Source organism: Streptococcus parasanguinis ATCC 15912, assembly GCF_000164675.2.
In the GTDB taxonomy this organism is placed as follows: domain Bacteria; phylum Bacillota; class Bacilli; order Lactobacillales; family Streptococcaceae; genus Streptococcus; species Streptococcus parasanguinis.
The window spans coordinates 1,060,976-1,084,575 of record NC_015678.1 but is presented as its reverse complement, the minus strand read 5'-3'; the positions used below and the strand labels follow the sequence as shown (position 1 = coordinate 1,084,575).

Annotated in this window: 26 protein-coding genes; 22 read left to right on the top strand and 4 right to left on the bottom strand. The window is 42.3% G+C overall.

Translation table 11 applies throughout. The features are described 5' to 3' along the window. The first annotated feature begins 142 nt into the window (after positions 1-142). The 7 genes from HMPREF0833_RS05155 to greA all read left to right on the top strand — a co-directional run bounded on the left by HMPREF0833_RS05155 (position 143) and on the right by greA (position 8,438). Positions 143-3,241 (top strand): DEAD/DEAH box helicase, encoded by a 3,099-nt coding sequence (locus HMPREF0833_RS05155; protein WP_013904033.1) that lies wholly within the window; start codon positions 143-145, stop codon positions 3,239-3,241. A 55-nt stretch (positions 3,242-3,296) separates the two neighbouring features. Further along, positions 3,297-3,947 carry a hypothetical protein gene (locus HMPREF0833_RS05150; protein ID WP_013904032.1) on the top strand — a complete coding sequence of 217 codons (651 nt, stop codon included), beginning with the start codon at positions 3,297-3,299 and terminating at the stop codon, positions 3,945-3,947. Positions 3,948-3,956: 9 nt separating this feature from the next. Continuing rightward, entirely contained in the window at positions 3,957-5,291 is a 1,335-nt protein-coding gene (murC, locus tag HMPREF0833_RS05145) for a UDP-N-acetylmuramate--L-alanine ligase (protein ID WP_013904031.1), read from the top strand. Between the two features lie 82 nt (positions 5,292-5,373). After that, on the top strand, positions 5,374-5,790 hold the full coding sequence (locus HMPREF0833_RS05140; protein WP_013904030.1) for a GNAT family N-acetyltransferase: 417 nt from the start codon (positions 5,374-5,376) through the stop codon (positions 5,788-5,790). 12 nt (positions 5,791-5,802) lie between these two features. Then, positions 5,803-6,312, top strand: a complete 510-nt coding sequence (locus HMPREF0833_RS05135; protein WP_174221308.1) for a GNAT family N-acetyltransferase — start codon at positions 5,803-5,805, stop codon at positions 6,310-6,312. Between the two features lie 59 nt (positions 6,313-6,371). Next, a complete protein-coding gene (gene mltG / locus HMPREF0833_RS05130; protein ID WP_438363290.1) occupies positions 6,372-7,898 on the top strand; it encodes an endolytic transglycosylase MltG in 1,527 nt (508 codons plus the stop codon). A gap of 57 nt (positions 7,899-7,955) precedes the next feature. Beyond that, positions 7,956-8,438: a transcription elongation factor GreA gene (gene greA, locus HMPREF0833_RS05125; protein ID WP_013904027.1), complete on the top strand. Its 483-nt coding sequence runs from the start codon at positions 7,956-7,958 to the stop codon at positions 8,436-8,438. Positions 8,439-8,860: 422 nt separating this feature from the next. Here greA and yidC read toward each other — a convergent pair whose 3' ends face one another. Together yidC and HMPREF0833_RS05115 are read right to left on the bottom strand one after the other, a co-directional pair. Further along, positions 8,861-9,778, bottom strand: coding sequence for a membrane protein insertase YidC (gene yidC / locus HMPREF0833_RS05120; protein ID WP_013904026.1), 918 nt, complete (start codon positions 9,776-9,778; stop codon positions 8,861-8,863). Positions 9,779-9,855: 77 nt separating this feature from the next. Next, positions 9,856-10,134 (bottom strand): acylphosphatase, encoded by a 279-nt coding sequence (locus tag HMPREF0833_RS05115; RefSeq protein ID WP_041818353.1) that lies wholly within the window; start codon positions 10,132-10,134, stop codon positions 9,856-9,858. A gap of 73 nt (positions 10,135-10,207) precedes the next feature. Between HMPREF0833_RS05115 and HMPREF0833_RS05110 the strand changes: the two genes are divergently transcribed. The 14 genes from HMPREF0833_RS05110 to yidD all read left to right on the top strand — a co-directional run bounded on the left by HMPREF0833_RS05110 (position 10,208) and on the right by yidD (position 19,651). Then, positions 10,208-10,954 (top strand): TrmH family RNA methyltransferase, encoded by a 747-nt coding sequence (locus tag HMPREF0833_RS05110; protein WP_013904024.1) that lies wholly within the window; start codon positions 10,208-10,210, stop codon positions 10,952-10,954. Positions 10,955-11,036: 82 nt separating this feature from the next. Next, positions 11,037-11,528 carry an HDIG domain-containing metalloprotein gene (locus tag HMPREF0833_RS05105; protein ID WP_013904023.1) on the top strand — a complete coding sequence of 164 codons (492 nt, stop codon included), beginning with the start codon at positions 11,037-11,039 and terminating at the stop codon, positions 11,526-11,528. Positions 11,529-11,556: 28 nt separating this feature from the next. Then, positions 11,557-12,243: a Bax inhibitor-1/YccA family protein gene (locus HMPREF0833_RS05100; RefSeq protein WP_003008369.1), complete on the top strand. Its 687-nt coding sequence runs from the start codon at positions 11,557-11,559 to the stop codon at positions 12,241-12,243. Between the two features lie 95 nt (positions 12,244-12,338). Further along, complete coding sequence (locus tag HMPREF0833_RS05095; protein WP_003008367.1) at positions 12,339-13,589, top strand: diaminopimelate decarboxylase; 1,251 nt, start codon at positions 12,339-12,341, stop codon at positions 13,587-13,589. A 55-nt stretch (positions 13,590-13,644) separates the two neighbouring features. Beyond that, positions 13,645-13,890: a YneF family protein gene (locus tag HMPREF0833_RS05090; protein ID WP_013904022.1), complete on the top strand. Its 246-nt coding sequence runs from the start codon at positions 13,645-13,647 to the stop codon at positions 13,888-13,890. Positions 13,891-13,967: 77 nt separating this feature from the next. Continuing rightward, on the top strand, positions 13,968-14,762 hold the full coding sequence (gene racE, locus HMPREF0833_RS05085; protein WP_013904021.1) for a glutamate racemase: 795 nt from the start codon (positions 13,968-13,970) through the stop codon (positions 14,760-14,762). Next, positions 14,759-15,736: a nucleoside-triphosphate diphosphatase gene (locus HMPREF0833_RS05080; RefSeq protein WP_013904020.1), complete on the top strand. Its 978-nt coding sequence runs from the start codon at positions 14,759-14,761 to the stop codon at positions 15,734-15,736. The genes racE and HMPREF0833_RS05080 overlap by 4 nt, the downstream gene beginning before the upstream one ends. Then, positions 15,712-16,233, top strand: coding sequence for a metallophosphoesterase (locus tag HMPREF0833_RS05075; RefSeq protein ID WP_013904019.1), 522 nt, complete (start codon positions 15,712-15,714; stop codon positions 16,231-16,233). Before HMPREF0833_RS05080 ends, HMPREF0833_RS05075 begins: the two co-directional genes overlap by 25 nt. Then, positions 16,230-16,691, top strand: coding sequence for a cyclic-di-AMP-binding protein CbpB (cbpB, locus tag HMPREF0833_RS05070; RefSeq protein WP_013904018.1), 462 nt, complete (start codon positions 16,230-16,232; stop codon positions 16,689-16,691). The genes HMPREF0833_RS05075 and cbpB overlap by 4 nt, the downstream gene beginning before the upstream one ends. Continuing rightward, entirely contained in the window at positions 16,688-17,419 is a 732-nt protein-coding gene (gene xerD, locus HMPREF0833_RS05065; RefSeq protein ID WP_013904017.1) for a site-specific tyrosine recombinase XerD, read from the top strand. The genes cbpB and xerD overlap by 4 nt, the downstream gene beginning before the upstream one ends. Then, positions 17,419-18,138 carry a segregation/condensation protein A gene (locus HMPREF0833_RS05060; RefSeq protein ID WP_013904016.1) on the top strand — a complete coding sequence of 240 codons (720 nt, stop codon included), beginning with the start codon at positions 17,419-17,421 and terminating at the stop codon, positions 18,136-18,138. Before xerD ends, HMPREF0833_RS05060 begins: the two co-directional genes overlap by 1 nt. Then, on the top strand, positions 18,122-18,691 hold the full coding sequence (gene scpB, locus HMPREF0833_RS05055) for an SMC-Scp complex subunit ScpB (RefSeq protein ID WP_013904015.1): 570 nt from the start codon (positions 18,122-18,124) through the stop codon (positions 18,689-18,691). Before HMPREF0833_RS05060 ends, scpB begins: the two co-directional genes overlap by 17 nt. Then, positions 18,681-19,412 (top strand): pseudouridine synthase, encoded by a 732-nt coding sequence (locus HMPREF0833_RS05050; protein WP_013904014.1) that lies wholly within the window; start codon positions 18,681-18,683, stop codon positions 19,410-19,412. Before scpB ends, HMPREF0833_RS05050 begins: the two co-directional genes overlap by 11 nt. Beyond that, entirely contained in the window at positions 19,409-19,651 is a 243-nt protein-coding gene (gene yidD, locus HMPREF0833_RS05045) for a membrane protein insertion efficiency factor YidD (RefSeq protein WP_013904013.1), read from the top strand. The genes HMPREF0833_RS05050 and yidD overlap by 4 nt, the downstream gene beginning before the upstream one ends. Before the next feature lie 223 nt (positions 19,652-19,874). On the opposite strand, the gene HMPREF0833_RS05040 is transcribed toward yidD, so the two are convergent. Beyond that, complete coding sequence (locus tag HMPREF0833_RS05040; protein WP_013904012.1) at positions 19,875-21,314, bottom strand: TrkH family potassium uptake protein; 1,440 nt, start codon at positions 21,312-21,314, stop codon at positions 19,875-19,877. 5 nt (positions 21,315-21,319) lie between these two features. Next, positions 21,320-22,675, bottom strand: a complete 1,356-nt coding sequence (gene trkA, locus HMPREF0833_RS05035) for a Trk system potassium transporter TrkA (protein WP_013904011.1) — start codon at positions 22,673-22,675, stop codon at positions 21,320-21,322. 333 nt (positions 22,676-23,008) lie between these two features. Between trkA and trmL the strand changes: the two genes are divergently transcribed. Next, entirely contained in the window at positions 23,009-23,551 is a 543-nt protein-coding gene (gene trmL, locus HMPREF0833_RS05030; RefSeq protein ID WP_013904010.1) for a tRNA (uridine(34)/cytosine(34)/5-carboxymethylaminomethyluridine(34)-2'-O)-methyltransferase TrmL, read from the top strand. Positions 23,552-23,600: the final 49 nt, after the last annotated feature.

Below are 23,600 nucleotides of genomic sequence, written 5' to 3'. Positions count from 1 at the left end.
TAGGAGCTTTAAGGACTTTTTATGTGAGTATCATTGAATAGTAGATTGCCCGAAAACGCCTATTTTAATCAGTTTTATCGAATTAATTTTAACTATACTTTGAAATATGGTATAATAAAGGGATTAATCTAAGGTGGTAAAGATGGCAAAATTAATTCCTGGGAAGGTTCGTTCACAAGGGAGCCTTCTCTATGAAGCTGGGAAAGTTTCCCTTCAGGAAGTAAAAGAAAAATACCTGTATTTTCGGGTGGAAGAAGAAAGCTTGCGTTACAGTTTGGATGACGATGCCGTTTTTTGTAGCTGTGCTTTCTTTCAAAAGAAAAAATTCTGTACACATCTGGCAGCTGTAGAAGCTTATCTGAAGAACGATGACAGTGGGAAAGCAGCTCTTGCAAGTCTTGAAGAAGATGCCACTGCAACAGAGGAAACTCAGGAAAAGGTCTCTTTTGGAAGTTTGTTTTTAGACCAGGTCCTTCCAAAAATCGAAAAGAAAGAAACCCGCTATGTCTTATCAGCCGTTGGGCAGGAGGATGAATACTCTGGTCAATTCTTGTGGACCCTTCGCATTCGTCGCTTGCCAGACGAGCGCTCTTATGTGATCAGAGATGTGCTAGCTTTTTTGCAGACCCTTCAAAAAGAAGGTCATTTTGCTATCGGTAAAAGTTATTATGAACCTATTTCTTACTTAGAATTTGATAGGGCTAGCCAGGATGTGATCAATTTCCTACAGGGCTTGGTCACAGATGGTGGATCGAAAGAGCAAGATTTCTTTCCAAATGCTGGGCGCCATCTCTATTTTCCACCGACTCTTTTTGAAGAAGCTGTGGAATTACTGATGAATTTGGATTCTTTTCTCCTGCAATATAGCTTGTATGACTTTTCAGAGGTCTATTTTCAGGATGTCCATGGGGAGGAAGATCTCTTTCATTTTCAGGTGGAAGACCATGGTGATTTTTACGAATTGATCATTACTGAGCCACAGGTGAAGGTCGTCGAGTCTGCTGTTTATCTGTTTCGAAATGGTGTCTTCTATCACCTGACCCCCCAACAGCGGACCCTATGGAAGGCTATCCAGGATCTTCCAATGGATCAGGATCGAAAAAAACGCCTGCATTTTGATCCAACGGACCAGACCAAACTTTCCTATAGTTTAAAAGAGTTTAAAAAACTGGGGCAAATAACAGCACCGACGAGTTTTCTAATCCATGATTTCACTCCAGAATTTCATTTTGATTTGGCACAGGACCAGACTGTTTTACTAGATGTGGTCTTTCAATACGAAGATCGTGCGGTGACCACGCGTGAGGAGCTTCTCAATCTTCCTTATTCCAGTGATTTTGATAAGGAACAAGAAGTCTTTGCAACCATGCTAGCAGCAGGTTTTACGGATGATTTTTCTTCTCAAAGAAGTCCTTTATCAAGTGAGCAAATCTATCCATTCTTTCACCAACAGATCCCGACTTTTGAAGCCTTAGGAGAGGTCGTCCTCTCTGATAGCCTTTTAGATCTTTATCAAGTGGAGCGTCCAAAAATTGATGTGAAAACCAATGGCAGTCTACTGGAGATTGGCTTTGACTTTGAGAGTGTAGATCCAGCTGAAGTGGACCAGGTCCTCAAAGCACTGGTGGGGCAAGAAGATTATTTTGTCAGCCATACAGGGAAAGTTCTTGTCTTTGATGAAGAAACCAAGAAGATCAGTCGGGCTTTAGCAGATCTGCGCGCTAAGATGAGCAAGGGTGGGAAACTACAAGCCCGCCGGATTGCTGCTTATCAGCTATCTGATTTGTTGGCAGATCAAGACAATGTTCATTTTTCAGAAGAATTTCAAAATTTGGCTCATGATCTGACTCATCCAGAAGATTACCAACTTCCTCAGATGACAATCCAAGCAACCCTAAGGGATTATCAAGAGATCGGGGTCAAATGGTTCTCCATGCTAAATCATTATGGTTTTGGTGGTATTTTAGCGGATGATATGGGGCTTGGGAAAACCCTACAGACCATTTCCTTTTTGACCAGTGTTGCAAAAAAAGAAACTAAAATCTTGATTCTAGCTCCGTCTAGTCTCATCTACAACTGGAAACAAGAATTTTCAAAATTTGCTCCTCAGATGGAAGTAACAGTCGTTTACGGCCTCAAGCAACATCGCGATGAACTTATCGCAACCAATCCTCAGGTAGTCATTACGAGTTACGCCTCTTTCCGTCAGGATGTGGAGGAATACCAGAAAAATCAATATGAATACCTAATTTTAGATGAAGCTCAGGTCATGAAAAATGCCCAAACCAAGATTGCTCAACACTTACGTGGATTTGAGGTGCCGCATATATTTGCTCTATCTGGGACACCGATTGAGAACCATGTGGGAGAGCTTTGGTCCATTTTCCAAATTGTTCTTCCTGGTCTGTTTCCAGCTAAAAAAGAATTTCAAAAGTTGAGTCCTGAGACCATTGCGCGATTTGTCAAACCTTTTGTCCTGAGACGGAAAAAAGATGAAGTACTCCAAGAATTACCGGACTTGATTGAAACAACCTATCACAATGAGTTGGACGAAAGCCAAAAAACGATCTATTTAGCCCAATTAAAGCAAATTCAAGATCGGGTTCGAAGTTCTAGTGAGGAAGAATTAAATCGGAGTAAGGTTGAAATTCTCTCAGGTCTCATGCGCCTTCGTCAAATCTGTGATACTCCAGCCCTCTTTATGGAAGACTATCAAGGAGATAGTGGAAAATTGGAGAGCCTTCGAGATCTTTTGGGTCAAATCAAGGATGGTGACCATCGAGTTTTGATTTTCTCCCAGTTCAGAGGTATGTTGGATATCCTAGAGCAAGAGATTGATCAGCTTGGCATGACTTCCTTTAAAATCACGGGTTCCACCCCGGCTAAAGATCGTCAAGAAATGACCAATGCCTTTAATGCTGGAGAGCGCCATGCTTTTCTCATTTCTTTGAAGGCAGGAGGAGTCGGATTGAACCTCACTGGAGCCGATACTGTCATCTTAGTCGATTTGTGGTGGAATCCTGCAGTGGAAGACCAGGCTATTGGCCGTGCCCATCGAATGGGTCAGGAACAAAATGTTGAGGTTTACCGCATGATCACCCGTGGAACGATTGAAGAAAAAATCCAGGAACTCCAAGCATCTAAAAGACACTTGGTCTCAACGATTCTAGATGGAACGGAAACACGATCTAGTTTATCTGTTGAGGAAATTCGTGAGATTCTTGGAATTCAATCAGAATAGCTTGAAAAATTCTGTGAATAGTTTATAATTAAAGGAGTGTCGAAAGGAAGAAAGCATGACAGAAAAATATTTTCCTCAAGTAGGGGATAATGAGTTGATGTTAACAGAGATGCCCCACATGAACCTGTATGATGATACAGACTTGATTAGTAACATTACAGGCGATTATGTAGATAAAAATTATTTGGAATGGCAACCAATTGCTGAAAATACCAAACCCAAGCATCCTTATCATCAATCATTAGAAGAGCCCCTGCCAAAAAGACGGCCAGTAAGAAAACCTGATTTTAAAGAACCGATTGATAAAAAAAGTCCTGCCAATCGTTATGCAGAGGAAGCTAGAGAGCGTGCGCGTGAAGATTTGAAAAAGAAACGTACAGCTCCCTACCTGACTACAGAGCCAGTGGCTACCACAAGTAAGCGGAAAAAACCGTTTATTTCAGAACGAAAACCTGGCCAGCCAACAGCACCTTTCCAAAAGGAAAACCCGGGCGAATTGTTGAAATATAGCAAACGCTTGCGTCAGGATCAGTTGATCCTTGCTGAGTTCGAATCTGCAGAAGAACCAGAAGTCGCAGAACCTACTGAAAAGAAAAACAATTATGATTTCTTAAAGACCAGCCAAATATACAATAACGATCAGCACAAGTTGAAACCACAGCCGATCAAGCAAGAATTGGATTTAACCCATCTAGATCAAGAATAAGGAGAAAACATGTCTAACACATACCATTTTATTGGAATTAAAGGAGCAGGGATGAGTGCTTTAGCTCTCATGCTTCACCAAATGGGACATACAGTTCAGGGGTCAGATGTTGAAAAGTATTACTTTACGCAACGTGGCTTGGAACAAGCAGGAATTAAAATTTATCCATTTGATGTGAAAAATTTAGAAGGGGACAAAATCCTCATTGCTGGGAATGCTTTCCGTCCAGATAACAATGTGGAAATCGCTTATGCAGATGAGCACGGCCTAACCTATAAACGATACCATGAATTTCTTGGTGAATTTATGCGTGACTTCGTCAGCATGGGGGTTGCCGGAGCACACGGAAAAACCTCAACAACAGGGATGCTTTCTCACGTCTTATCAAATATCACCGATACCAGTTATTTGATTGGTGATGGGACAGGTCGTGGCTCTGCTGCAGCTAAATACTTTGTTTTTGAATCAGATGAGTATGAACGCCACTTTATGCCTTATCATCCTGAATACAGTATCATCACCAATATTGACTTCGACCATCCAGACTATTTCACAAGTTTAGAAGATGTCTTTAATGCCTTTAACGATTATGCTAAACAAATCAGTAAGGGACTTTTCATCTACGGGGAAGACAAAGAATTGCGTCGGATTACCTCATCTGCACCAATTTATTACTATGGTTTTGACAAAGAGAATAATGATTTTGTAGCAAGCAATTTGCTTCGTTCAACGACTGGGTCAACCTTCAATGTTCATTTCCGTGGAGAAGACTTGGGGCAATTCCATATCCCAACTTTTGGTCGCCACAACATCATGAATGCTACAGCAGTTATTGGCTTGCTTCATATTGCAGGATTTGACTTAAATTTGGTCCGCGAGCATTTGAAGACTTTTGCTGGAGTGAAACGCCGCTTTACTGAAAAAGTGGTTAACGGAACAGTGATCATCGATGACTTTGCGCATCATCCAACAGAAATTATTGCTACCTTGGATGCGGCTCGTCAAAAATATCCAAGTAAAGAAATCGTAGCCATTTTCCAACCACACACCTTTACACGGACCATTGCCCTCTTAGATGAATTTGCTGAAGCGTTGAATCAAGCAGATGCTGTTTACTTGGCACAGATCTATGGTTCTGCACGGGAAGTCGATCACGGAGATGTGAAGGTTGAAGATTTGGAAGCAAAAATTGTCAAACGTTCAGCGATTATTACAGCTGAGAATGTTTCTCCTCTTCTTGACCATGACAATGCGGTCTATGTCTTTATGGGAGCTGGAGATATTCAAACCTATGAATACTCATTTGAGCGTTTATTATCTAGTTTGACACATAGTGTACAATAAAGAGATGATTGAGTCTGGAATCGATTGGTTCCAGACTCAAATTTATCTGTCCGCTGAAGAATCATGAAATGAGGAGAGCAGGATGATGATTCGACAAATCACCCCGGCTGATCAAGAACAGCTGTTATTGCTAGAAGAAGAACTTCATGACAATGAAGGAAAGGAGCACAGGGCCACTCTTGAGGAAGCGCTAGGTTCGAAGGAAGCCATTTCTTTGCTTGCAGAGCAAGGTGGCGATACTGTGGCTTACTTGTTGGCGACAGAAGACCATCATTTAAAGGGGGACCTCATCGTATTGCGATTAGCAGTGAGGCCAACTTTTCAAGGTCAAGGATATGGTGCTATTCTGATCGCTGCTTTAAAGGATCTAGCTGTTCAAAAGGAAAAGAAAGCTATTTGGATCGATTGTTCAGAAAACTTACTTTCTTACTTTGCCCAGCAAGGATTTCGAGATGAAGCTGAGTCTGATCGAGGTGTCCATATGGTTTGGGAACGATAGAAAGAGTAAATGATGAAAGAAAAAATTCACATTAGACAAGCAGAGCTGCAGGATTTGGATGCTATCGAGCGCATTGAGCTTGAGAATTTCTCAGAAGAAGAAGCGATTGCGCGTGAGATTTTAAGAGATCATATCGAAAAGATTCAAGCGACTTTTCTTGTAGCAGAGTGCCAAGGTCAGATTTTAGGGTATTTAGAAGGACCTGTTAGACCGGAGCGCTATTTGATCGATTCCTCTTTTTCAGAGGTTGAAGATCTAAGCCATCTAGAACAGGGTTTTATTTCCATTACGAGTCTATCCATTGCCAAAGAAGCCCAAGGGCTAGGGGTTGGAACCCTCTTGCTTGAGGCGATGAAAGAGATTGCGGTGAAAGATCATCGTCAAGGGATCAATCTAACCTGTCATGATTATTTGATTCCTTATTACGAGAAGCAAGGATTCACCAATGAAGGTCTTTCGAAATCCCAATATGCGGGTGAAGTTTGGCACAATCTGGTCTGGGGAAATGAAAACCTTGATTAAATAGGTATTTTGAAGAAGAAGGGCGATTTGTATTGCTTTTCTAAATCTTTTAAGATATAATATTAAGGATTATGATGAGGGAGGTCAATTATTTGACTGATAAATCACAAGACAGTGAGAAGTTATTAAGCTTCAAAGAGCAGATCCTCAGAGACTTAGAAGAGGCAAATGAGCAACTTCTAAAGATCGAAAAAGAGTATGATCTACCTGATCGAAGCATTGAAACCCCTTCTTCACTGAAAGAGGAGGAAGAAGCAACACCACCTCCAAAAGAAGAAGCTGTTGTGGCTTCCACAGAAATACCAGTGGAGCCAGAAAAGGCGACTCCTATTGTAGAAGAAAAGAGTGAGTCCACAAAGCCTTTTATAAAAGAACCAAGTCAGGAACCGGTAGAGGAAAGCTTATCGCGCTCTTCTCGTAACCAGCGCCAACAAAAACAAAAGAAACAAAATAAAATCGCTAAACGAATTGTGCGGACAGTGGTCAGCCTTTTGCTGGTTGTGATCGTGGCTACAGGGATCTTTGCAGTGACCTATATCCACTCAGCTGTCAAGCCAATGGATAAAAATGCAACAGAATTCGTGACGGTTGAGATTCCAGCAGGTTCAAGTAATCGTGAGATTGGCGCGATCCTTGAGAAAAAAGGACTCGTGAAAAATGGTCAGTTCTTTAACTACTATACCAAATTCAAGAACTATAGCAATTTTAAATCCGGTTATTTCAACCTTCAAAAGAGCATGGATCTAGAAACCATTATCCAAAAACTGCAGGAAGAGGGGACCAAAACTCCTCAGGCTCCAGTTCTTGGAAAGGTGACGATTCCAGAAGGCTATACCATTGATCAGATTGCGACGGCTATCACAGCAGATGTCTCTAGTAAGAAGGCAGGAAAGACTCCATTTAAGAAAGAAGATTTCTTGAAGGCTGTCCAGGATGATGCCTTTATTGAGAAGATGGTGGCCAAATATCCTAAGCTCTTGGCTAACCTGCCAAGTAAGGATTCTGGTGTTCGCTACCGTTTGGAAGGTTATCTTTTCCCAGCAACTTATAACTATGGGAAAGATACCACAGTGAAAGAAATGATCGATCAGATGCTGGCGGCCATGGATCAAAACTTAACCCCGTATTATGAAACACTTGAGAGCAAGAACATCAATGTAAACGAAGTATTGACCCTTGCTTCCTTGGTTGAAAAAGAAGGGGCGACGGATCAAGACCGCAAAGATATCGCAAGTGTCTTCTATAACCGTTTGAACCAAGACATGCCTTTGCAAAGTAATATTGCAATTCTTTATGCCGAAGGGAAGCTTGGTCAAAAGACGACCTTGAAAGAAGATGCAACGATCGATACAGAGCTGGATTCACCTTATAATATTTATAAGAATACCGGTTTGATGCCTGGTCCAGTGGATAACCCTGGAGTATCAGCGATCGAAGCGGCGGTGAACCCAAGTAAGACAGACTACTTGTATTTTGTTGCAAATGTCGAAAATGGTGAAGTCTTCTTCGCTAAGACATACGAAGAACACAATAAAAATGTAGAAGAACACGTCAATAGTAAATTGACACAAGCAAGTTCAAACTAGAAAAAGCATGTGGCGCGTCCACAGCTTTTTCATTCAAATAATAGAAAGAGAAGAATAATGGCAGAAAAAACATACCCAATGACCCTAGCAGAAAAAGAAAAATTAGAACTAGAATTAGAAGAATTGAAATTGGTCCGTCGACCTGAAGTGGTAGAACGGATCAAGATCGCTCGCTCATACGGTGACCTCTCAGAAAACTCTGAGTACGAAGCAGCAAAAGATGAGCAAGCTTTTGTGGAAGGTCAAATCTCTAGTTTGGAAACAAAAATCCGTTATGCGGAAATCGTCGATAGTGACGCTGTTGCAGTAGACGAAGTAGCGATCGGAAAAACCGTTACAGTTCAAGAAGTTGGCGAAACAGATGAAGAAGTATACAGCATCGTCGGTTCAGCAGGGGCAGATGCCTTTGCAGGGAAGATCTCGAACGAAAGCCCAATCGGTCACGCATTGATTGGTAAGAAGACAGGTGACGTTGTCACTGTTGAGACACCAGCTGGAAGCTACCAAGTGAAAATTTTGAACGTAGAAAAAACAGCATAAATATAAAGGGCAGGCTCTCCAAAAGGGCTTGTTTCAGATTAAAGACAAAGTCCTCTTAGAACCTTTCCTTAAGTGAGTACGGACGTCAGCGAACTTCTACGAAGTTCCATGACTTAGTTTTGAACCTAAGGTTTCAAAACTCCCCTAGTGCCTGAAACATAATTGTTTCAGGCACTTTTCTCACGGCGGAAAGTTTCGGTATCTGCTCTATGAACCTAATAGTTTATATCATTTTATTTTTTAACATTACTTAGGTAAAAACGGTCTTAAAGCAAGCACTCAAAGAGGACTTGCTTCTTTGTGCTCTTAATCCACTTGTGAGGGTGTAAATTTTTCGTTGATTGATTGAAAGGGATTAAAAAAGCACCTGAACTAGAGGGTTCAGGTGCTTCAGTAATTCCGCTAGAATTTAGAAGTTTGTACTACTTTCTATTGCGTTGTTTTCCTGCATTGCGGTTGTTTTTTGGTTTGTGTTGAATTTGTGTCGTTGCAGTTGGTGTAACGTCTTTTTTCACACGGTGACTAGTCGCTTTTGGAGGATTGTTTTTGTATTCCTCAGCGACCCGTTTGCGAAGATTTGGACGAATCAAGTAGTTGATGACAAATTGTTGGATAATTTGGATCACCCCACCGACTACCCAGTAAAGAGTCACTCCGGCTGAAGAGATCAATGAGAAGACACCGATCATAATCGGGCTCATCAGTGATGCTTTACGCATACTTTCCTTTTGGGTTTCATCTTCAATCCCATGAAGAGAGAGCATACTTTGGATATAGTAGAGAACCGCTACGATAGCTGTCAAGAGCAAGCTTGGTTTTCCAAGAGCAATACCAAGGAAACTACTTTCTGCTACCCCTTTGGTGTGCTGAGCCGCAAAGAAAAGGGCAGAGAAGAATGGCATTTGGATCAAGAGTGGTAAACATCCAACTCCACCAAACATGCTGACCCCATTTTCACGTTGAGCAGCCATTAATTCTTGTTGCGCCAATAGCTTTTCTTCTTGTGTGCTAGCGTTCTTCATGCGCTCTTGGATTGGTCCAAGGATAGGCTTCAAGTAGTTCATCTTTTCAGATTGGTAGGTTGCCTTCCATGATTGGTACAAACCAAGTGGCAAGATGATTAAACGCACGATCAAGGTGACGATAATAATCCCGATCCCAAAGCCCAAGCCAAGGTTATTAGCAAAGAATTTGATGGCTTCGCCCATTGGACGGCCAAGAAGATTCCAAATCAATCCAGTTGGATTTCCAGTTTTCCGATCGACACTCACGCATCCTGATAAGAAGACGAGCGAAGCTAGTCCCATCGATGCCAATAATGCAAGTTTATTTTTTTTCACAAATCGTTCCTTCTTTTTTAAAATGTTACCTTTCTATTCTACTGTTTTTTTTGAAAATACACAATAGTTCTCTAGTCTTAATTTGAAATTTTGAAGTCCTTATAGTTTTCAAAGTTTGCTAGCGTAACATCCAAATAAGTCACATGCGCAAACGGCGTAGGACCTTTGCGTATTTCTTGGATGAATTTGGCCATTTGACTGCTAGACTCTGCCTGAGCTAGAATACCAACCGTCCCATCGTCATTGTTCCAGACACGGCCAGTAATCCCACCGATCTCTAAAGCAAGACTGCAGACTCCCCAGCGAAAACCAACTCCTTGAACCCGTCCTTGGGCAATCATTTTTACCTTTTGCATGTTCATCCTCCTTGACTCGAAGAAATCTATCTGAGGTATGATTTCTTCTTTTTCTTTATGCTATAATAGGTCTATGAATATTATAACGTCTAAATCCAATAATGTAATCAAAAATGCTAAAAAATTACATCAAAAAAAATATCGGACAGATTCCTATCTCATTGAAGGTTGGCATCTCTTTGAAGAGGCAGTAGAAAATCAGGCGGAGATTCGTCAGGTCTTTGTTTTAGAAGCCTATTTAGACCGGGTAGAGAATATCCAAAACGTCACTGTCGTGACTTCGGAGATCTTGAGTCTCTTGGCTGATTCGAAGACCCCTCAAGGAATTGTCGCAGAGATTCTTCTAGAGCAACCCGTCCTTCCATATCAGTTACAAGGTCGTTACCTCTATTTGGAGGATGTCCAAGATCCAGGTAATGTGGGAACCATGATTCGAACAGCAGATGCAGCCGGCTTTGATGGTGTCATGCTTTCGAAAGCATCCGCAGATCTCTATAGTCTCAAGACTCTTCGATCCATGCAGGGTAGTCATTTCCATCTTCCTATCTGGAAACTGGACCGAGAAGAACTGTTTGAACGAGCTAGTCAATCCAATCTAGCGGTCCTCGCAACGACGCTATCAGAAGCTTCCATCGATTACCGTCAACTCCCTCAGATTGATCAATTGATTTTGGTAATGGGCAATGAAGGCAAGGGCATCAGTCCAGAAATGGCTACACGAGCCGACCAGCTGGTTCATATTACCATGCCGGGTCGGGCTGAGAGTTTGAATGTTGCAGTAGCAGCTGGAATTTTGATGTTTTATTTAAGGAATTTTTGAGAAAAAGCAGTATACTTAAGTTGAAAAAAGAAATTGGTGGAAATCTTATTGGGAGAGCCTATCAAGAAAAGGTGGTGATCTGATGCAATATCATCGTGACAAAGAATACATGACCTATGTGGGACAGTTGATCCAGCACCCTAAGGTTCAAAAATTAGCCGACATCCCTCATCATATTCATTCCAATCGTTTGGAGCATTCCATTCATGTTAGCTATACTAGTTATAAACTGGCTAAAAAATTTGGCTGGGATGCTAAAAGTACGGCTCGGGGTGGCCTCTTGCATGACCTCTTTTACTATGATTGGCGCGAGACCAAGTTTACCAAGAGTCACGCCTGGATCCATCCACGCATTGCCGTGAGAAATGCGCGAAAGATTACAGATCTTAATGCTAAGGAAGAAGATATCATCATTAAACACATGTGGGGAGCTACCCTTGCTCCGCCTCGCTACAAAGAATCCTTCGTGGTGACCATGGTGGATAAATACTGGGCTGTTAAGGAAGCTTCAGAACCTTGGCGTAAAAAGATGGCCAAAAGGAGATTTTTTCATCGAAAAATGTTAAAATCATAGTAAACAAATTTGAAAGGAACTTGTTTATATGTATAATGATTCAGTAATCCAAGAACAAAGTGGATTGAATGCTTTTTATAATAAAATCTATTCATTAGTTGGGATCGGTGTAGGGATTTCAGCCCTTGTGTCTGGCCTGATGATGACAGTCTTTCAAGATTTCTTCGTTCAAATCTTGACAACAGCACCAATGGTTTACTATGCAGCAGTCGTTGTAGAATTGATCTTGGTCTTTGTTGCCAGTGGGAAGGCTGTTAAAAATAGCCCGTCTGCTCTTCCGATCTTCTTGATCTACTCAGCTTTGAATGGCTTTACCTTGAGCTTTATCATTGCTCGCTACATGCAAGCGACAGTTTATAAGGCTTTCTTGGTCAGTGCCTTGATGTTTATTGTCATGGGAGCTATCGGACGCGTCGTGAAAAAAGACCTTTCAGGTATGGGACGAGCCTTGATGGGAGTCTTGATCGGTGTGATCATCGCTTCTGTTGTGAACATGTTCTTGAGAAGTTCTGGAATGGACTATATCTTGAGTATTATCTCTGTCTTCCTCTTTGCAGGCTTGACAGCTTGGGATAACCAAAAAATTCGCTATGTCTATGATCAAACAAATGGTCAACCTGCGACAGGCTGGGCAGTAGCGATGGCTTTGGAACTTTATCTTGATTTTATCAACCTCTTTATCAGCCTTCTTCGTATCTTCGGAAGAAACGACTAATCAAAGAGAAATTGAGCTGGGGCAGTTGCCTCGGCTTTTTTTGTCTTTCGACTTGTGCTATACTAATAGTGACTAAAGAATAGAAATGAGCGCTTATGAAAACACCTTTTGTAACCCGTGAACAATTAGAAAGCTTGACCCAAGAATTCCCTACCCCTTTCCATCTCTATGATGAAGCAGGAATTCGTGAAACGGCTCGTGCCCTCCATCAAGCTTTTGCTTGGAATGAAGGTTTTAAAGAATACTTTGCCATTAAGGCGACTCCGAACCCATCGATCCTAAAAATTTTGCAAGAAGAGGGCTGTGGAGTTGACACTGCCAGCTACGTCGAATTGTTAATGGCAGATAAACTTGGTTTTAGTGGAAAAGAGATCATGTTTTCTTCTAACAACACGCCAGCCGATGAATTTGTCTATGCTCGTGAATTAGGGGCAACCATCAATCTGGATGCCTATGAAGACATTGCTTTCTTGAAGTCTGTGACCAGCATCCCCAAGGTTATTTCATGTCGCTATAATCCTGGTGGAGTCTTTGAACTGGGAACCGATATTATGGACAATCCGGAAGAAGCCAAGTTTGGAATGACCAAGGAGCAATTGATTCAAGCCTTTATCGAGTTGAAAGAACTGGGTGTGGAAGAGTTTGGCATTCACGCCTTGTTAGCTTCTAATACAGTATCCAACGATTACTATCCAGAGCTAGCGCGTCAACTTTTTGAATTGGCAGTGGAAGTCGTCGAGAAAACAGGTGTCCATTTGGGCTTCATCAACCTCTCTGGTGGAGTTGGGGTCAATTACAAGCCAGAGCAAGAACCAAATGATATTGCCATTATTGGGGAAGGCGTGCACCGCGTTTTTGATGAGATTCTCAAACCGGCAGGACTTGGCCATGTGAAAATCTATACCGAACTTGGTCGCTTTATGCTAGCTTCACACGGTCTTTTGGTAACCAGAGTGACGCATAAAAAGAAAACCTACCGGACCTATGTGGGTGTCGATGCTTCAGCTGTGAACCTTCTTAGACCGGCTATGTACGGTGCTTATCACCATATTACCAATATGGATCGTCCAGATGGACCGACTGAAGTGGTCGATGTTGTGGGAAGTCTCTGTGAAAATAACGATAAATTTGCTAAACAACGTGAATTACCAGTGACGGAGATTGGAGATTTGCTCGTGATCCATGATACCGGAGCCCATGGATTTTCAATGGGGTATCAGTACAATGCCAAATTGCGTTCTGCAGAAGTTTTGCTTCAAGAAGATGGGCAGGCCCGTTTGATTCGTCGAGCAGAAAAACCAGAAGATTATCTTGCGACACTCTACGGCTTTGACATTGAAAAATAAGCGATTGTCTGATATAATGATAGTTATGTAAAAATAATGGATCGGAGAAAATTGTATGAATCTCTTTTTAGGAATTTTGTTGATTATTTTGGCTTTCTTTGGTGGGATGGTTGCAGGAATGTTCTTGCTTCGTCGTCAATTTGAAAAAGAATTTGCATCAAATCCACGTTTGAATGTTGAAGCAGTCCGCACACTTTTAGGTGCGAGTGGCCAACGTCCAAGCGAAGCAAAAGTTCAACAAGTCTATCGCCAAATTGTGACCCAACAAAAATCAGCAATGGCGAAAAACAAGAAAAAATAAGAGTGGGGCAATCTCACGATAATAAATGAGAGGGGCTTGGAGGAATTTCTTAGTCCCTCCTTTTGGAAGGAAGAGATATGGATAACCGACCGATTGGTTTTTTAGATTCTGGAGTAGGGGGCTTGACTGTTGTCCGCGAATTGCTCCGTCAGCTTCCTCACGAAGATGTCGTCTATATTGGAGATTCAGCACGTGCACCTTATGGTCCTAGACCAGCAGACCAAATTCGCGAGTATACTTGGCAGATGGTGAACTTCCTTCTGACCAAAAATGTCAAGATGATTGTTTTAGCTTGTAATACAGCGACGGCAGTGGTTTGGGAAGAAGTAAAGGAAAAACTTGATATTCCTGTCTTGGGAGTGATCTTGCCCGGAGCTTCTGCAGCCATTAAATCAACGACCCATCAAAAAATTGGGGTCATTGGGACACCGATGACAGTTTCTTCTGGAATTTATAAAGAGAAGATTCAAAGTCTGGCACCAGATATGAAAGTCACCAGTTTAGCTTGTCCCAAGTTTGTTCCTTTAGTGGAATCCAACGAGTTGGCATCCAGTGTGACCAAAAAGGTGGTTTACGAAACCCTAAAACCACTAGTTGGAAAGGTTGATACCTTGGTCTTGGGATGTACCCATTATCCCCTGTTAAAACCGATTATTCAAAATGTGATGGGACCGGATGTCAAATTGATTGATAGTGGAGCGGAGTGTGTTCGGGATATTTCCGTCTTATTAAACTATTTTGAGCTCAATAAGAGCCGCGAACTCTTAGAGCAGACCCACCGCTTTTATACCACTGCAAATGCCAATAGCTTTGCAGCGATTGCCGAAAAATGGCTAGAACGTTCAGTGAATGTGGAGCACGTAAATTTATGAGTGACAAACTATTTGAATACAAAGATTCCCAAGATTGGTATATTGCCCAATGGGGAGAAGATGCAGACTACAACCAATTTAGTCAAGTGCCTGCGGAAGCTTCCACTCTGTTAGACCAGCTGGAACTTCTCTTTGCCAAGGATCCTGAAGGATTTCCTCTCAATCTATCGGTGATGCGCTATGGATCAGCCTTTCGTTTCCTAACCTTTTTGACGAAAATCTTGAATGAAGTCAAGGGAAGATCTTTTGAAATTGTCCAGCGTCAAGGTGCCTTGCTCTTGGTTGAAAAAGGGAAATTGCTCTATTTGCATTTGCCAAGTGATGGGGTGGATTTGGAAGCTTTTTTAGGGCAAGACAAGGTCAAAGATACGATTCTTATTGCGACTCGAAATGAGGGAAAAACCAAAGAATTCCGTAATATGTTTGAAAAGCTAGGCTTTGAAGTGGAAAACCTCAATCAGTATCCAGAGCTTCCAGAAGTCGAAGAAACAGGGATGACTTTTGAGGAGAATGCCCGCCTAAAAGCTGAAACCATCGCAGAGCTAACTGGGAAAACAGTCTTAGCGGATGATTCAGGTTTGAAGGTAGATATCTTGGGAGGCTTACCAGGAGTTTGGTCAGCTCGTTTTGCGGGAGTTGGTGCGACAGATACGGAAAACAATGCGAAATTGTTGCATGAATTGGCCATGGTTTTTGACTTGAAAGATCGTTCAGCCCAGTTCCATACGACCTTGGTGGTTGCAAGGCCAGGCAAGGAAAGCTTGGTGGTTGAAGCTGATTGGCCAGGGTATATTAATTTTGAACCTAAGGGTGAAAACGGGTTTGGCTATGATCCACTCTTCTTAGTTGGGGAAACGGGCCGTGCTGCCGCTGAATTAACACTTGAAGAAAAAAATACACAATCGCATCGTGCTTTAGCTGTTAAAAAGTTATTGGAGGTATTTCCATCATGGCAAAGCAAACAATCATCGTGATGAGTGACTCGCATGGAGACCGCTCCGTTGTTGAAGCTATTAAAGAAAAATACCTAGGCCAGGTCGATGGGATCTTTCACAATGGGGATTCTGAGCTAAAAAGTGACGATCCTGTCTGGGAAGGGATCCACGTTGTCCAAGGAAATATGGATTTTTATGATGGCTATCCAGAACGCTTGGTGACCCAACTAGGGCCAACACGGATCATCCAGACCCATGGGCATCTCTTCCAGATCAATTTTAGTTTTCAAAAATTGGATCTGTGGGCCCAAGAGGAAGAAGCAGATATCTGTCTTTACGGCCACCTTCATATCCCAGATGCTTGGAAGGAAGGAAGAACCCTCTTTGTGAATCCTGGATCGATCAGTCAACCACGCGGTCTGATTCGAGAGTGTCTCTATGCTAAAATTGAGATAGATGATTCTCATTACAAGGTAGAGTACTACACGAGAGACCATGTATTGTATCCTGAATTGACAAAGGAGTTTAGCAGATGATAGCAAAGGAATTTGAACGTTTCTTGCTGGCGCAGGAAGAGACGTTCTTAACTCCAGCCAAAAATTTAGCGGTCTTGATTGATAACCACAATGTAGACCATGCTGTCTTGTTGTTGAGCCAGATTAGCTATAGTCGTATTCCGGTAGTGACGGATGAACGCAAGTTTGTGGGGACGATCTCCCTAACGGATATTCTATCTTATCAATTGAAACACGAGATTCCTGAGGAGACTTTTGCCTCGATGGATATCGTAGACGTTGCAAAAAAAGAGGTCGGGGTCATCGGCTTAGACTTCAATTTGACAGAAGTCCTGCACAAGTTGGTGGATGACTCCTTCCTTTCGGTGGTGGATGAAGAAGGCTATTTCCAAGGGATTATTACACGGAAATCGATTCTTAAAGCCATCAATTCGCTAATGCATGGTTTTTCAAATGAATACGAGATGATTCCAAAATGAAAGAATTTATTGCAAGTTTTATTGATCAAAAAGAATTAAGTGAAAATTCTCAGTCTGCCTATTTTTATGATTTGGACCAATTTATTGAGTCGATCCATGGAAAAGTGACACCGACAAATTTGAGAATTTACCAAGCTTCGATTAAAGATTTTAAACCGGCGGTTCAAAAACGAAAATTATCCGCCGTCAACCAATTTTTATATTATTTGTATCAAGAACGCTTTATTTCTGAATACCATCGTTTGGTCTTGCCTAAAATTCAACCGGCCAAGACCCATGATCGGGAATTGTTGGATCTGACCCATTTTTGGGAAGAATCAACTAACCCACAGGGACGCTTGATGGCCTTGTTGATTCTGGAGATGGGCTTGTTGCCAAGTGAGATCCTCCAAGTCAAGGTCGAAGATATTCAGCTGGACTTTCATGTCATTCGAGTGGGCAAAGATGGCCAAAAACGGGTTTTAAAGGTTCCAGAGCCGTTACTGGATGAATTGCAACTCTTCCTAGATGGTATTTATCTCTTTGATAATAAAGGAAAATGCTACTCCCGTCAGTGGGGATTCCGACAATTAGAAGCCTTCTTGATCGAAAAAGGGAATCAAGACCTTTCGGCGCAATCGATTCGTGAGCAATATATTTTGAAACAACGTGAACTCGGTGTGGATCTCTTTAGTATTGCGCGTGAATTGGGCCTAAAAACCATGGTGACATTAGAAAAATATAAATAATGGATATTAAAATTAAAGATTTTGAAGGGCCTTTGGACCTCTTGCTCCACTTGGTCTCTAAATACCAGATGGATATTTATGAGGTCCCCTTGATTGAGGTGATCGAACAGTATCTGGCTTATCTGGCGACTCTCCAGGCGATGAAACTAGAGGTAGCAGGGGAATACATGCTGATGGCTAGTCAACTAACCTTGATCAAGAGTCGAAGACTTCTTCCTAAGGTTGCAGAGGAGATGGATGAAGCAGAGGATCTCGAGCAGGACCTCCTTTCTCAATTGGAAGAGTACCGTACTTACAAGCAATTAGGAGAGTTGATGGCCTCACAGCACGAGGAGCGCGCCCTCTATTATTCAAAACCCAAGATGGAATTGGTCTACGACGATACGGAATTGCTTCACGATCGTACAACGGTGGATCTTTTCTTGGCTTTCTCAAAACTATTGACCAAGAAAAAAGAAGAATTCCGTCAGAACCATACGACCATTGTAAAGGATGAATACAAGATTGAGGATCTGATGGACCAGCTGCGTCACCGATTCCACGATCGCTCACAAGTTCTCTTGCAGGACTTGTTTCTAGAAGCAACGGATCTCCAAGAGGTCATTACTCTATTTCTTGCAACCCTTGAATTGATCAAGATTCAAGAAGTAACGGTGATCCAGGATAGGGCTTTTGGAGAAATTTACTTAAATAGGATTGAACATGAGCAAATTAGCTGAAATTGAAGCACTCTTATTTGTAGCAGGTGAAGAAGGAATTACTGCCAGACAAATCGCAGACCTTCTCTCTTTACCTCCGACAGGTGTGGTGCAAAGTTTAGAAAAATTAAGCAAAAAATACCAGGAGGACACAGATACCAGTCTGTGTTTGATGGAGACAGCTTCCCGTTATAAATTGGTGACAAAGGCAGACTACGCTTCAGTTTTACGAGACTATTCTAGAACGCCCATGAATCAAAGTTTGTCTCGGGCTGCCCTCGAAACCTTATCAATCATTGCTTATAAGCAACCAATCACCCGTGTGGAGGTCGATGATATTCGGGGTGTCAATTCCAGCGGTGCCATTACCAAACTACTGTCATTTGATCTGATCCGAGAGGATGGGAAAAAAGAAGTCCTCGGGCGTCCCAATTTGTATGTCACGACGGAGTATTTTTTGGATTATATGGGAATCAATCATTTGGAGGAATTACCAAAGGTTGAGGAAGTGGACATTGATCCAGAGGAAGGTCAATTATTTTCAGAGAGAACAGAGGAACTAGATGAGAATTAACAAATATATTGCCCATGCAGGCGTGGCTAGTCGTCGCAAGGCCGAAGAACTGATCAAGCAAGGCTTGGTTACAGTAAATGGCCAAGTTGTGCGTGAATTAGCGACTATTATTAAGACCGGTGATCAGGTTGAAGTAGAAGGCACTCCAATCTACAACGAAGAAAAGGTCTACTATCTTTTAAATAAGCCACGTGGCGTCATCTCTAGTGTATCTGATGATAAAGGGCGGACAACAGTCGTTGACCTTTTATCTCAAGTGCCAGAGCGTATCTACCCAGTGGGACGTTTGGACTGGGATACATCTGGTGTCTTGATTTTGACCAATGATGGTGATTTTACAGATGAGATGATTCACCCACGTAATGAGATTGATAAGGTCTATGTGGCGCGTGTCAAAGGGATTGCCAATAAGGAAAATTTGCGTCCCTTGACACGAGGGGTGACCATTGATGGCAAGAAAACCAAGCCAGCGACTTACGAGATCTTAAAAGTGGATGTTGAAAAGAACCGTTCAGTGGTTCAGTTGACCATTCATGAAGGGCGCAACCACCAGGTCAAAAAGATGTTTGAAGCTGTAGGACTTTTAGTGGACAAACTCTCCCGAACCCAGTTTGGAAACCTAGATGTCTCAGGACTTCGTCCGGGTGAATACCGTCGCTTGAACAAAAAAGAAATTAGCCAGTTGCACAATCTAGCAGTGACTAAATCTAAAAAATCATGAAAAAAATCCTGATTGCTATGGTCAGAGGCTATCAAAAATGGATCTCTCCCATATTTCCGCCTTCTTGTCGCTTTCAACCGACCTGTTCCAATTATATGATCCAAGCGATTGAACGCTTTGGTGTGAAAGGTGTCTTGATGGGGGTTGCGAGAATCTTGCGATGCCATCCTGGTACCCAAGCGGGACCAGACCCTCTGCCAGACCACTTTAGTCTGAGACGAAATGAAGAATCAAAATAGGACGATCACAAATAAACAGAAATGAGAGTGGGACAGAAATCGGTAATTCGTTAGAATTCGATTTCGTTGTCCCACCTCCGCACAGTTGAGTAGGGCTGTAAATGCTGATGAAATCAGCGTTGTAGAGCCCACTCAACCACTGCGTCTTGCTCGACAATCCAAAAACAATTAAGAGGCTAGGACTTTTGTCCCAGCCTCATTTTTTTATAACACTCTCGTTTTATCAGCGTTTAGACCATGTTTTAGGCAGGAAGAGCAGAATCATTGGATAGATTTCAAGCCGTCCGGCAATCATGGCTAAGGAAAGTAACAGTTTTGAAATCGGACTAAAGATGGAGAAGGTTTGACCCGTACCAATCATAGGTCCAATATTGTTGAAACAACTAAAGACAGCACTGACAACCGTCATGAAGTTATTGTTGTCTAGACTCACTACAAAGAGTAAGCCGATCGTAATAAAACTGTATATTGTAAAGTACTTGAGGATCTGATGTTGGGTATCCTTATCGAGTACCGTATCGTTGACATGCAAGGTCAAAACGCGATTTGGAGACAAGGTCGAAAGAACCTGATTTTTTGCGATTCGCCATAAGGTCAAGCACCGAATGACTTTTAGCCCACCAGCGGTCGAGCCAGCAGACCCACCGACCACCATCAGCATCAAGAGGATAAATTGTGAGAAAAGAGGCCATTTTTCCGTTGTCCCATAACCAAAACCGGTGGTGGTGATGATATTGGAAACTTGGAAGAAGGAAATCTCAAAGCTCTTCGCAACATTAGCATAAAGGTGGAGGCAATTGTAGGCAATCAATACGCTAGATAGGATTACAATAGTAATGTAGGTCCGCAATTCCTCATCTTTAAAGAAGGCCTTGAATTTTCGAATCATGAGGAAGTAGTAGAGGTTAAAGTTAACCCCGAAGACTAAGACCCCGATACTGACCAAATAGGTGATCAAACTACTATTGTAGTGGGCGATCCCATCGTTAAAGACGGTAAAGCCCCCAGTACCAGCCGTCCCCATGGCGATGACGAAACTATCATACAGGGGCATGCCAGCAAGGAAATAAAGAACCACAAAGAGAAAGAACAAACCCAAGTACAAGAAGTAGAGAATTTGAGCCGTGTTTTTTAATTTGGAAACGACCTTGCCAAATACTGGACCAGGAACCTCTGCCTTCATGACTTCCAGGTGGCTGTTCTTGTTATTGTCCATAATCGCAAGGGCAAAGACCAATACTCCCATCCCCCCTATCAAGTGGGTAAAACTACGCCAAAAGAGGAGAGAGTGGCTGAGGACACCCACATCGTCTAAAATCGTTGCCCCTGTTGTTGTAAAGCCGGAGCTGACTTCAAAGAAGGCATCGATAATGTTTGGAATTTGGCCCGAAAAGACAAAGGGAAGGGCACCAAAGAAGGACCATAGGATCCAACAAAGTGCTACAATCAGGACTCCTTCCTTAGCATAGATGTGAAAATCCTTAGGTTTGTGAAAACTACCAAGGAGGCCAAACGCAAGTAGGATGGCCATGGTTGCTCCAATGGAGACAAAGACCTTGGCAGGTTCCCGATAGATTGCAGCGACCACTAGGGGAACGATTAGGAGACCTGCCTCGATTAAGAGGAGTTTGGATAAGAGGTAACGAATCATGCTTCTATTCATCAGGCTTACCTCTCAAGTAGATCGTAGATTTTAGTGACATTTTGAATCAAGGTGGTCACGATAATCCGATCCCCTACCATCAAACGGTCATCCCCATTCGGGAAAATAGCCTTGCCGTTTCGAATAATGGCAGCGATCAAAACGCCCTTCTTCAATTTCAATTCAGAGAGGGGATATTGGGTTAGTTTGTTGTCTTCCTTAATTTGAAACTGCAAGGTTTCAATCCGGCCGTTTGCGACATGGTGCAAGGCTTCTAGGTTTGAGAACTGTGCATTGTAGCGCCCGCGAATAAAGTGCATAATGGTGTCTACAGCGATGCGTTTTGGAGTGACAATACTGGTCATATCCTGATCGCCAATGATCTCCAACAGACTGGTTCGGTTGACTTTGGTAATGTTCTTTTTGACTCCGACAGAATCCAAGAACATGGAGGTGATGATGTTTTCTTCATCGACCCCTGTCAAAGTAGCCACAGCATCAAAATTATTGGCACTCTCTTCTAAAAGAATGTCTTTAGCGGTTCCGTCTCCATGGACGACATAGAGGTCAGGGAATTCTTGGCTAAAGAATTCAGCTCGTTCGCGATTGACCTCGATGACCTTGAGATCGATTTTGCGGCGCACATCCTGGAGAATATTGAGCAGATAGTAGGCAATTTTTCCGGCACCAATCATCATCATGCTCTTAATGACTTGAGGTCGGACATTGTTGTGGAAGAGAACGATCTCGATCCTATTTCCTGTCACGAAAATCTTGTCTTGGGGCTGCAAAACAAAGTCTCCATTTGGAATCGTGAGTTCATTGCCACGCTCGATCGCACAAACAATGACATTTCCGTATTTCTTTCGGAATTGGGATAGGCTCATATCGCAGAGATTGCTATCTGGCTTGATCTTAAATTCCATCAAGGCAACACGGCCGTTTGCAAAATGCTCCACAGAAAGGGCATTTGGGAAGTCAATGATATTAGCAATATAACGAGCTGTCAGCAATTCAGGATTGACAACCAGGGAGAAGCCCAAGATATTTTTTTCCTTGAAGTAGGAATTGGAATATTCCGGATTCCGCACCCGAACGATGGTTTCTTTGGCTCCCATTTTTTTAGCTAAAACAGCAGAAACCATATTCACTTCGTCGTACTCGGTCATGGAAATGAAGATATCGCAGTCTTCAACATCTGCTTGCTCCAAGACCTTGAAGTTTGCGCCATTTCCTAAAATCCCAATGATATCAAACCGTTTGGTGATATGGTTGAGAACGGATTCGTCTTTTTCGATCAAAATAACATCGTGGTTTTCAGCAACGAGAGAACGACAAAGGGCCGTTCCGACCTTTCCTCCACCAACAACAATAATTTTCATAGATTACCTCCAGAGTATGCTTCTATCATACTCTATTTTCAAGAAAAATTCATCTATTTTAAGGACTTTCTGGAGGAATCTTACCAAGCTAAGAACAAGTGGGAAAAATTGTCAAAATAGAAGAATGAGGAGGGATCGAAAACTTTGATAAAGTTTCTTAAAAAAATCTAAAAAAACTATTGACAGGAGCTTCAAAAGTGATATACTTAAAAAGTACCTTCGTTGATTTACCTCAAACCTGTTGTGAGTTAAGTTAATGAAGCTGTAACCACGCTGTTTGCTGAGCTTGACTCCGGGCAGTGTGGCTATTTTTTTATCAGAAAGAGATCGAGTATGAATATTGAAGAACTGGACTACCAAGAGTCAGCAGCTCAAAACCACATCGTCTTGTTCCAACCTCAGATTCCACAAAATACGGGCAATATTGCACGGACCTGTGCGGCAACCAATTCTCCCTTACATATTATTCGTCCCATGGCTTTTCCGATCGATGATCGCAAGATGAAGCGAGCAGGACTCGATTACTGGGACAAGCTGGATGTCCGTTTCTATGATAGCTTAGAAGAGTTTATGGAAGCAGCGCGTGACGGTCAGGTGCACTTGGTGTCTAAGTTTGCAAATCAGACTTATTCGGACGTTTCTTATCAGGATGGGAAATCCCATTATTTCTTGTTTGGACGCGAGGACAAAGGATTGCCGGAAGATTTTATGCGCCAGTACGAAGAGAAGGCCATTCGCATTCCGATGAATGATGAGCATGTCCGTAGTTTAAATGTCTCCAATACCGTCTGCATGATTGTCTATGAGGCGCTTCGCCAGCAGGGCTTTAAGGGGCTGGAGTTGAGTCATCGTTATGAGCACGACAAGCTCAAATAAGGACGAAAAATTAAAAACCGAACCATGTAATCCATAACGTTACAAAAAC

Excerpts from the sequence above, each read along its gene's own strand:
- HMPREF0833_RS05090 (WP_013904022.1), top strand. The coding sequence starts at position 13,645 with ATGAATCTCTTTTTAGGAATTTTGTTGATTATTTTGGCTTTCTTTGGT.
- racE (WP_013904021.1), top strand. The coding sequence starts at position 13,968 with ATGGATAACCGACCGATTGGTTTTTTAGATTCTGGAGTAGGGGGCTTG.
- HMPREF0833_RS05150 (WP_013904032.1), top strand. The coding sequence starts at position 3,297 with ATGACAGAAAAATATTTTCCTCAAGTAGGGGATAATGAGTTGATGTTA.
- trkA (WP_013904011.1), bottom strand. The coding sequence starts at position 22,675 with ATGAAAATTATTGTTGTTGGTGGAGGAAAGGTCGGAACGGCCCTTTGT.
- HMPREF0833_RS05110 (WP_013904024.1), top strand. The coding sequence starts at position 10,208 with ATGAATATTATAACGTCTAAATCCAATAATGTAATCAAAAATGCTAAA.
- HMPREF0833_RS05135 (WP_174221308.1), top strand. The coding sequence starts at position 5,803 with ATGAAAGAAAAAATTCACATTAGACAAGCAGAGCTGCAGGATTTGGAT.
- HMPREF0833_RS05140 (WP_013904030.1), top strand. The coding sequence starts at position 5,374 with ATGATGATTCGACAAATCACCCCGGCTGATCAAGAACAGCTGTTATTG.
- greA (WP_013904027.1), top strand. The coding sequence starts at position 7,956 with ATGGCAGAAAAAACATACCCAATGACCCTAGCAGAAAAAGAAAAATTA.
- HMPREF0833_RS05155 (WP_013904033.1), top strand. The coding sequence starts at position 143 with ATGGCAAAATTAATTCCTGGGAAGGTTCGTTCACAAGGGAGCCTTCTC.
- murC (WP_013904031.1), top strand. The coding sequence starts at position 3,957 with ATGTCTAACACATACCATTTTATTGGAATTAAAGGAGCAGGGATGAGT.
- HMPREF0833_RS05080 (WP_013904020.1), top strand. The coding sequence starts at position 14,759 with ATGAGTGACAAACTATTTGAATACAAAGATTCCCAAGATTGGTATATT.
- HMPREF0833_RS05105 (WP_013904023.1), top strand. The coding sequence starts at position 11,037 with ATGCAATATCATCGTGACAAAGAATACATGACCTATGTGGGACAGTTG.
- trmL (WP_013904010.1), top strand. The coding sequence starts at position 23,009 with ATGAATATTGAAGAACTGGACTACCAAGAGTCAGCAGCTCAAAACCAC.
- HMPREF0833_RS05075 (WP_013904019.1), top strand. The coding sequence starts at position 15,712 with ATGGCAAAGCAAACAATCATCGTGATGAGTGACTCGCATGGAGACCGC.
- cbpB (WP_013904018.1), top strand. The coding sequence starts at position 16,230 with ATGATAGCAAAGGAATTTGAACGTTTCTTGCTGGCGCAGGAAGAGACG.
- yidD (WP_013904013.1), top strand. The coding sequence starts at position 19,409 with ATGAAAAAAATCCTGATTGCTATGGTCAGAGGCTATCAAAAATGGATC.
- xerD (WP_013904017.1), top strand. The coding sequence starts at position 16,688 with ATGAAAGAATTTATTGCAAGTTTTATTGATCAAAAAGAATTAAGTGAA.
- HMPREF0833_RS05115 (WP_041818353.1), bottom strand. The coding sequence starts at position 10,134 with ATGCAAAAGGTAAAAATGATTGCCCAAGGACGGGTTCAAGGAGTTGGT.
- HMPREF0833_RS05100 (WP_003008369.1), top strand. The coding sequence starts at position 11,557 with ATGTATAATGATTCAGTAATCCAAGAACAAAGTGGATTGAATGCTTTT.
- HMPREF0833_RS05095 (WP_003008367.1), top strand. The coding sequence starts at position 12,339 with ATGAAAACACCTTTTGTAACCCGTGAACAATTAGAAAGCTTGACCCAA.
- HMPREF0833_RS05050 (WP_013904014.1), top strand. The coding sequence starts at position 18,681 with ATGAGAATTAACAAATATATTGCCCATGCAGGCGTGGCTAGTCGTCGC.
- HMPREF0833_RS05060 (WP_013904016.1), top strand. The coding sequence starts at position 17,419 with ATGGATATTAAAATTAAAGATTTTGAAGGGCCTTTGGACCTCTTGCTC.
- HMPREF0833_RS05040 (WP_013904012.1), bottom strand. The coding sequence starts at position 21,314 with ATGAATAGAAGCATGATTCGTTACCTCTTATCCAAACTCCTCTTAATC.
- scpB (WP_013904015.1), top strand. The coding sequence starts at position 18,122 with ATGAGCAAATTAGCTGAAATTGAAGCACTCTTATTTGTAGCAGGTGAA.